This window comes from Kaarinaea lacus, assembly GCF_975902315.1.
The window spans coordinates 1-4,156 of sequence record NZ_CDLKIE010000128.1; the positions used below are offsets into that span (position 1 = coordinate 1).

The 4,156-nt window shown below is 39.9% G+C and carries 4 protein-coding genes; 2 read left to right on the plus strand and 2 right to left on the minus strand.

The window, feature by feature from the left end; translation table 11 throughout:
* Positions 1-138: 138 nt before the first annotated feature.
* A complete protein-coding gene (locus ACWVCM_RS03550; RefSeq protein ID WP_455200333.1) occupies positions 139-447 on the plus strand; it encodes an antibiotic biosynthesis monooxygenase family protein in 309 nt (102 codons plus the stop codon).
* A 449-nt stretch (positions 448-896) separates the two neighbouring features.
* On the opposite strand, the gene ACWVCM_RS03555 is transcribed toward ACWVCM_RS03550, so the two are convergent.
* Positions 897-2,519 (minus strand): FAD-dependent oxidoreductase, encoded by a 1,623-nt coding sequence (locus tag ACWVCM_RS03555; RefSeq protein ID WP_455200334.1) that lies wholly within the window; start codon positions 2,517-2,519, stop codon positions 897-899.
* Positions 2,520-2,980: 461 nt separating this feature from the next.
* Complete coding sequence (locus ACWVCM_RS03560) at positions 2,981-3,382, minus strand: FHA domain-containing protein (protein ID WP_455200335.1); 402 nt, start codon at positions 3,380-3,382, stop codon at positions 2,981-2,983.
* Between the two features lie 501 nt (positions 3,383-3,883).
* Between ACWVCM_RS03560 and ACWVCM_RS03565 the strand changes: the two genes are divergently transcribed.
* The coding region (locus tag ACWVCM_RS03565; protein ID WP_455200336.1) for a hypothetical protein at positions 3,884-4,156 on the plus strand (273 nt) is incomplete at its 3' end.

Consider the following 4,156-nt stretch of genomic DNA (forward strand, 5'->3'; position numbering starts at 1 on the left):
GACATCGTTAATGCATTCTACTTGCATTAATTGTTCATATTTTAATAAGTTATATTAGCTGGTAATTGTTTTCCCGTCGATACATTAACTATAAACTTATAAATTAACTCACCCATCATTCGAAAGGAGAAAGTTGCCATGTTTGTCGTCACTAATAGAGTGCCAGTGGAACCTGAATGGCAGGAAAAGTTTGAAGACCGATTTCGCCAACGTGCCGGCCAGGTAGACAAACAGCCGGGATTCCTGCGCATGGAAATAATGCGTCCAGCCGATCACAATTCACCTTATCTGGTAATGACAGTATGGCGGGATGAACAAGCATTTCATGACTGGGTAGATAGTGAAGACTTTAAACTGGCACATAAGAATCCTTTACCCAAAGAAGCCTACAAAGCGACAGGTGGTGGTATGGAGAAACACACAATTATTATTTCTGCATCGGCTTAGGCTTAAGTCAGCAGACAGCGGAAAGACAACATTTTTTGCGTAGCATTTTTTATAACACTGGGATGTCGGTTTTCTGACAATGTTCGCTTTAATATATTATTGTTAATCAATTAATTAGTAGATCTCACCAGATTTAGTTTCATTTGCGGGATAAATAATGAGAGTGATTATGAACGGTGAACAGGCCAACACTTGAGAAACATGAGAAGATAAATGCGACAGGCAAAAAAAAATGCGTATAGCGACGAATCGCTATACGCTTCACTTACGAAAAGAATGCTAAAGAACATGTGTAGTGTAGTTATTTTTTTATCAATATTCAACTTTTTAATATAAAAATCCGATTTCAGATATTAAATGTGTGCGTAACCCGGCGAGTCTAGTCTAAGCAGTTACACAAGTTAAAACACGATGTCGAACCAGGAACTTTCTTTCATTTTAGATTCTGGTCAGATCTTTTTAGTGACAACCACCAACGCTGGCGCCTTGTCTTTAATATTAATTGAAGAAAACGTTTTAATATTAAGGTTTCGACCGCTTGATTGCTTCAAGAATTCCTGAACACTATTCGCTTCCTCACCGCCTCCTTGATGACCGACATAACTGACTACTGTAATGATGCCCCCCGGTTTGATCAATTGAATAGCCTGTTCCAGCGCACTAATGGTTGATGCAGTTTGTGTTTTAACAGACTTTTCGTTACCTGGTAAATAACCCAGGTTAAACGTAATCGCAGCAATATTCCCACGAAGTGTACTCCCAATGCTATCTAACAGGTGTTTATGATCAACGTTATATAATGTAACCCTGTCTTTCAATTGCAAACTGGCCAATCTTTGACTTGCCCTGGCAATAGCTTGTTGCTGTATATCAAAACCGAGCACCTTCCCTTCCGGTCCCACGCAACGCGCCAGAAACTCCGTGTCATATCCATTGCCCACTGTGGCATCGATAACCACATCCCCGGACTTGATCTGTTCAGACAAATAGCGCTTTGCCAGGGTAACCATGGATATGCCACTTTCAAAACGCTTTATGTCTACCGGCTCTGGTAAGGGCTCACCGCGTAAAAGGAAGTCAACCAGCCGTGATGCAAAATAAGGAATTAGCATTGAACCTTTTGAACCAAATCCATTGAATACGGTTAACTCGCATTGATCTGGATGAGTTCCAATGAATGGATTTTTATCTTTCGTGGTTGGTCTGATACCAGCTTTATGATTTATTACTGTCCATCCTTTATCGACACCTGTTAGTCGTTTACATGCATCCAGCAAAAGTGTTTTTGCTTCTTCACCTGGATTATCATCCTGCCATTGCCACTCATAAGTCGCTCCCACTTTTAGCGCTCCATCTGCTGCGGGCAATAACCAGTGCCCATCATTGAGTATTTTTACAGGCCTTGTCTGATCGTTCTTAACAGCGAGAATTTCTCCCTTTGATAATTGAAAAGGCAACCAACGAAACCACGGATTATCCATCGCATTAGCGCCTTCGCAGAATATGACACAATCAGCTTGATAAGCTTGCCAATGCACGCTGTCTTTATTCAACACAAGATCACTATAGTTAAATGTTGTTGCACAGTAAGCATTATGAGCCTCGAAATACATTCTCAGCGTTGTTAACAGTGCTGTAATATCCAGATAACCTGTATGATGTTGTTCAAAGCTCCCGAGTAAATCGTTGATACATTCACCGCTTTGTCCAGCCTGAAAGCTTTCACCAAGATAGGAACGGTAGGCATGATCGCCGCGCCGATTTTTATAGCGATCAATTTCTGCTTTTGATCGAAATATACGCAACATTGGCACCGGAAAGTAAAATTGCCGATGAAAGTGTTCCTCTAGTTGTCGATAACAGTTGATAGCAACAGGAAGACAGCTATCAACAAGTGTGGACTTTACCAGGCGTTGCCCCGTTATGGGATTTATCAACCCAGCTGCTACTTTTGACGCTGAGTTTTTTATATCGTTGTCTACAACTAATACCTTGCGTTCATGTTGCATTAATTGCCAGGCCACTATACTGCCTGCCAAACCTTGCCCCACGATCAAGTAATCGATTCTCATTGATTATTTATCAGACAATGTTCAGGTAAGCGTTTTGAATTCTTTTTGTTTCAATAACATAAGCTGGTTGAATATTGGTCAATATTAGAGAATTATATTAAGCTTACGTTCAGCTATTGACGAGTACTATAAACCCTACCTCAATTGTAACACTAACCCCCTAGTTACAATTAGACGCTCCCTTAAAAGCCCGCTCCCCCGCGGGCTTTTCTTTATTCAACGGTATTAATTTTTTTTAAACACAAAGTATCAATAGAAATATAACGATCTGTTATCAGTAGAACGTAATTTTAAATGGAAGGTGCAAAAACTCGCACAGTCGGCAAGTAGCCTGCAAAAAAGAACGCGTCCCTGCGGGTGTGATACGATTTTAACTGTGATGTAAGTACGGCTTTGATGATTAAAGCAGCTGTGATGTAACGACTGCTACGATGTCAGCTAAACAGTAATGTGAATCAAACTTAGTTCTTGCTTTCTTTAGTGTAGAAAACACCGGGGATCCAGCTCTTATGTAGCTTGGTAGTTTTCCCAAATTCCCTTTGAATTTCTTCATTGTTATTGTAGTCAAACTCAAAGTGCGATAGTCCTATTCGAACAACATCATTGTCTTTGAGTTTGCGTTCCCCAACTTCCTTATTGTTAACGTAAGTTTTATTGGTACTTTTCAGATCCTGTATACGATACTCTTTTACAAATCCATCTTCAGATACAGCAGCGGCGGTTATAACCGCATGGTGGCTACTTACTGTATCATCATGAAGTATTATATCGTTATCAGATGCTCTACCGATTTTTAATTCGGACCTGGTGATTGGAAACTCTTCCAGCACTTCACCATTCTGCATTTTAATAAGCTTAGCCATTTCTTATGTTCACCAATATAAGCTTTCAAAAGAATCTGTTGAATTCTGTTTTTTATATCGGCGTAACTTTGTAATCTAGCAGAGAAATATTGTGAGAAGTTTCTCAATTTGAAATGCAACTGCCTAAACAGCATATTGATAGCGGAATTGTGTGGCGATTTTCCCTGCCCCACACAATAGGAGGACTACTTATGGTGAATGTCGTATTTTCAATAAAATTTACCCCAAAACGATGTATAAGCTACTGGAATGGCTAATAAACCAGTTATTTATTGATTTTTGCAAAAATTTGCCGATAATTCCTGTTTCAGAAGCCAGTCGACTAACGGCTAACAATTCGCTTATAATTTCAGTAAGTTATTAACAACCTTGAGTGATGAATTGGAATCTCCACGCGAATATTCAGGCAATCTGCCTTATGCCAATTCCTCCGCAAGCCGATAAATCTCAATATTAGTCCTCTGTAAAAATACACAGCTAGCAACTCACAGGGAATCCTCCATGCCAATCGATTTTGACAGCGTGAAAAAAAGTTACGGCCGTTGCGTATTTACTCGTGAAGCAAAAGAAAGGTTTTTCAGCCAGTTTTACGAAACGTTTCTAAAGAGCCATCCTGACATCGGCCCTTTGTTCGTTGATACTGACTTTGATAAACAAATTTCGATGTTGAAAAATGCCGTCAGTATGTCGATCATGTATGGCGAAAAAAATGATGCGCTGGCAAAAGACGTACTCACCAATATTCGTCGCAGCCATTCACGGGAAAGACACAAC

Bases quoted from the DNA above. Each gene is read 5' to 3' on its own strand.
- ACWVCM_RS03550 (WP_455200333.1), top strand. From the start codon at position 139: ATGTTTGTCGTCACTAATAGAGTGCCAGTGGAACCTGAATGGCAGGAA.
- ACWVCM_RS03555 (WP_455200334.1), bottom strand. From the start codon at position 2,519: ATGAGAATCGATTACTTGATCGTGGGGCAAGGTTTGGCAGGCAGTATA.
- ACWVCM_RS03560 (WP_455200335.1), bottom strand. From the start codon at position 3,382: ATGGCTAAGCTTATTAAAATGCAGAATGGTGAAGTGCTGGAAGAGTTT.